The organism is Pseudomonas sp. NPDC089569, from assembly GCF_050280625.1.
Lineage (GTDB): Bacteria > Pseudomonadota > Gammaproteobacteria > Pseudomonadales > Pseudomonadaceae > Aquipseudomonas.
The window spans coordinates 1-3803 of sequence record NZ_JBNNVQ010000203.1 but is presented as its reverse complement, the minus strand read 5'-3'; the positions used below and the strand labels follow the sequence as shown (position 1 = coordinate 3803).

At 59.8% G+C, this 3803-nt stretch carries 3 protein-coding genes and 1 pseudogene; all 4 read left to right on the top strand.

What is annotated here, in order from left to right:
- Positions 1 to 177: pseudogene (locus ACQKP2_RS32125) on the top strand (urocanate hydratase); the annotation flags it as partial.
- 158 nt (positions 178 to 335) lie between these two features.
- Complete coding sequence (locus tag ACQKP2_RS32120; protein ID WP_427582286.1) at positions 336 to 1808, top strand: purine-cytosine permease family protein; 1473 nt, start codon at positions 336 to 338, stop codon at positions 1806 to 1808.
- Positions 1809 to 1877: 69 nt separating this feature from the next.
- Complete coding sequence (locus ACQKP2_RS32115) at positions 1878 to 2846, top strand: ABC transporter substrate-binding protein (protein WP_427582285.1); 969 nt, start codon at positions 1878 to 1880, stop codon at positions 2844 to 2846.
- Between the two features lie 70 nt (positions 2847 to 2916).
- Positions 2917 to 3803: ABC transporter permease (locus tag ACQKP2_RS32110; protein WP_427582284.1), on the top strand; the 887-nt coding region annotated here is incomplete at its 3' end.

The window sequence follows — 3803 nt, the reverse complement described above, 5'->3', positions numbered from 1 at the left end:
TCTGATGGCACGTTTTCGATCTGCGACGGTACTGACGAAGCGGCCGAGCGTATCGCTCGCGTGCTGACCAACGACCCGGCCACCGGTGTAATGCGTCACGCCGATGCCGGTTACCAGATCGCCATCGACTGCGCCAAGGAACAAGGGCTGAACCTGCCGATGATTACCGGCAAATAAGAAACAAACGGGCCGCCTGTGATGGCGGCCCAACGCAACTCTGTAGGAGCGAGGCTTGCCCGCGAACCGCGGTGTGTCAGTTTTGACGCCTTCGCGGGCAAGCCTCGCTCCTACAGAGCGCGAACCAACCCAGAATAACAATCCACAGAGGTTGAATCATGGCAGTTAACAGCGAGCGTGCTGGCAACAAACCGTTGATCGAGAAACGCTCGATCGACTACATCCCGGAAGCGGAAAGACACGGTCGTCTGTTTAGCCAGTTCACCCTGTGGATGGGTGCCAACCTGCAAATCACCGCGATTGTGACCGGTGCATTGGCCGTGGTGCTCGGTGGGGATGTGTTCTGGTCGTTGATCGGCCTGTTGATCGGTCAACTGCTCGGCGGTGGGGTGATGGCGTTGCATGCGGCGCAAGGGCCCAAGCTTGGCCTGCCACAGATGATCTCCAGCCGGGTGCAGTTCGGCGTTTACGGCGCGGCCATCCCGATCGTGCTGGTGTGCCTGATGTACCTGGGCTTCACCGCCACCGGCACCGTGCTTTCCGGCCAGGCGTTGGGCCAATTGTTCGGGGTTAGCGACACCGTCGGTATCCTCCTCTTCGCCAGCGTCATCGTACTGGTCACGGTGCTTGGCTATCGGGTGATCCATTTCATTGGTCGTCTCGCCAGCATCATTGGCGTGATTGCCTTTGTTTACCTGTTCAGCCGTCTGATGACCCAGGTTGACGTTGGTGCGCTGTTGCAAATCCGCCACTTCAGCTGGAGCAGCTTCCTGCTTGCGGTGTCGCTCGCGGCGTCCTGGCAGATCGCCTTTGGTCCTTACGTGGCTGACTATTCCCGCTACCTGCCAAGCAAGACTTCTTCGGTGAAAACCTTTTTTGCCGCCGGCGCAGGTTCGGTCGTTGGTGCACAGGTGGCGATGATCCTCGGTGTGTTTGCCGCCGCTTCGGCCAATGGTCAATACGCCGGTCATGAAGTGGCTTACATCGTTGGTTTCGCCGGCAGTGGTGCTGCCGCTGCGTTGCTGTACTTCAGCATCGCATTCGGCAAGGTCACCATTTCCACGCTGAACTCCTATGGCAGCTTCATGTGCATCGCGACGATCATCAGCGGCTTCCGTGGCCACCTGCAGGTCTCGCGCTTGCAGCGCCTGGTGTTCGTGCTGGTCATTGTCGGGGCTGCGACCCTGATGGCGTTGCTCGGCCAGCACTCGTTCCTCGGTGCGTTCAAGTCGTTCATCCTGTTCCTGCTGGCGTTTTTCACGCCCTGGAGTGCGATCAACCTGGTGGACTACTACTGTATTACCCGCGAGCGCTACGACGTACCGGCACTGGCTGATCCGAACGGTCGCTACGGCCGCTGGAACATGCTCGGTATCAGCGTCTATGTGTTCGGTGTGCTGGTGCAGTTGCCGTTCATCTCCACCAAGTTCTATACAGGTCCCCTGGTCGCTGCATTGGGTGATGTGGATATTTCCTGGATCATCGGTCTGGTGCTTCCCGCTGCCCTGTATTACGTGTGCGCAAAAAAATGGCACGGTGCAGTGCCCGATCAACTGATTCTGCCAGTCGAGCAGAACAGCGTTGTACAACCAAAAACAAGCGGGACCGGTCGCGCTGCGGCGCAGGCCTGATTGGACGTAGACAGGGCTGGATGCCTCTTGACTGCCGTAAGCCAATTTATGATTAGGAGCGTCACAACAATGAAATCGAACAAGACCCTGCTGACCACATTGCTTTCCATGGGCCTGCTGGCCAGCGCTGGCGCCACTCAGGCGGCGGGTTGGTGCGAGTCGGGCAAACCGGTGAAATTCGCCGGCCTGAACTGGGAAAGTGCAATGCTCCTGACCGACGTGCTGCAAGTCGTGCTGGAGAAAGGCTACGACTGCAAGACCGATAGCTTGCCCGGCAACTCCATCGCCATGGAAAACGCCCTGAGCAGCAACGACATCCAGGTGTTTGCCGAAGAGTGGGTCGGCCGCAGCGAGGTCTGGAACAAGGCCGAGAAGGCTGGCAAGGTCGTCGGTGTCGGTGCGCCGGTGGTGGGTGCCGTCGAAGGCTGGTACGTGCCGCGCTACGTGATCGAAGGCGATGCCAAGCGCAAGCTGGAAGCCAAGGCGCCGGACCTGAAGAACATTGCTGATCTGGGCAAGTACTCGGCGATCTTCAAGGATGCCGAAGAGCCTTCCAAGGGCCGCTTCTACAACTGCCCGGCCGGTTGGACCTGCGAGCTGGACAACAGCGAAATGCTGAAAAGCTACGGCCTGGAAAGCTCCTACACCAACTTCCGTCCAGGCACCGGCCCGGCGCTGGATGCCGCCGTGCTGTCGAGCTACAAGCGTGGCGAGCCGATCCTGTTCTACTACTGGTCGCCGACGCCGCTGATGGGCCAGGTCGATGTGGTGAAACTCGAAGAGAAACCAGGCGTGGACAAGCGCGTGACCATCAAGGTCGGCCTGTCCAAGACGTTCCACGACGAAGCGCCGGAACTGGTGACCGTGCTGGAAAAGGTCAACCTGCCGATCGACCTGCTGAACCAGAACCTGGGACGCATGACCAAAGAGCGGATCGAGTCGCCAAAACTGGCCAAGATCTTCTTGAAGGAACATCCTGAAGTCTGGCACGCATGGGTGAGCGAAGACGCAGCCAAGAAAATCGACGCGGCCTTGTAGGTTAGGCTTCTCCGACTGTCGGCAACGGCAGTCGGACGCTTGATCGCAACCCCTTGATTGAGAGTCTCTTATGTTTCCCGAAAGCTTTACCTTTTCCATCGCCGACTGGGTCAACGGTTGGGTCGATTCGCTGGTCACCAACTATGGCGATGTGTTCCGGCACATTTCCGACACGCTGCTGTGGGCCATCGTCAATCTGGAGAGCCTGCTGCGCATGGCGCCCTGGTGGCTGATGCTGGCCATCGTGGCCGGTGTGGCCTGGCACGCGACCCGTAAAGTCGTCACCACCGCCGTGATCGTCGGTTTGCTGTTCCTGGTGGGCGCGGTCGGCCTCTGGGACAAACTGATGCAAACCCTGGCGCTGATGCTGGTGGCCACGGTCATCTCGGTGCTGATCGGCATTCCGCTGGGCATTCTTTCGGCGCGCAACGATCGTCTGCGTTCGGTACTGATGCCGCTGCTGGACATCATGCAAACCATGCCGAGCTTCGTGTACCTGATCCCGGTACTGATGCTGTTCGGCCTGGGCAAGGTCCCGGCGATTTTCGCCACCGTGATCTATGCCGCACCGCCGCTGATCCGCCTGACCGATCTGGGCATCCGCCAGGTCGACGGTGAAGTGATGGAGGCGATCAACGCCTTTGGCGCCAACCGCTGGCAGCAACTGTTCGGCGTGCAACTGCCGCTGGCGTTGCCGAGCATCATGGCCGGCATCAACCAGACCACCATGATGGCCCTGTCGATGGTGGTGATCGCCTCGATGATCGGTGCCCGTGGTCTGGGTGAGGACGTGCTGGTGGGGATTCAGACCCTCAACGTGGGACGTGGCCTTGAAGCCGGTCTGGCGATCGTGATTCTTGCATTGTTGCTGGCTGCTGCCCGCGACTTCGTGGCAGCCGCTGCTCAGCCGCTCGCTCATGCCGCTGACGCCATGGGCATTGCTGCGCACCACTTCGA

What these genes read in the sequence shown, in the direction of transcription:
- ACQKP2_RS32120 (WP_427582286.1), top strand. Translation starts at nt 336, where the DNA reads ATGGCAGTTAACAGCGAGCGTGCTGGCAACAAACCGTTGATCGAGAAA.
- ACQKP2_RS32115 (WP_427582285.1), top strand. Translation starts at nt 1,878, where the DNA reads ATGAAATCGAACAAGACCCTGCTGACCACATTGCTTTCCATGGGCCTG.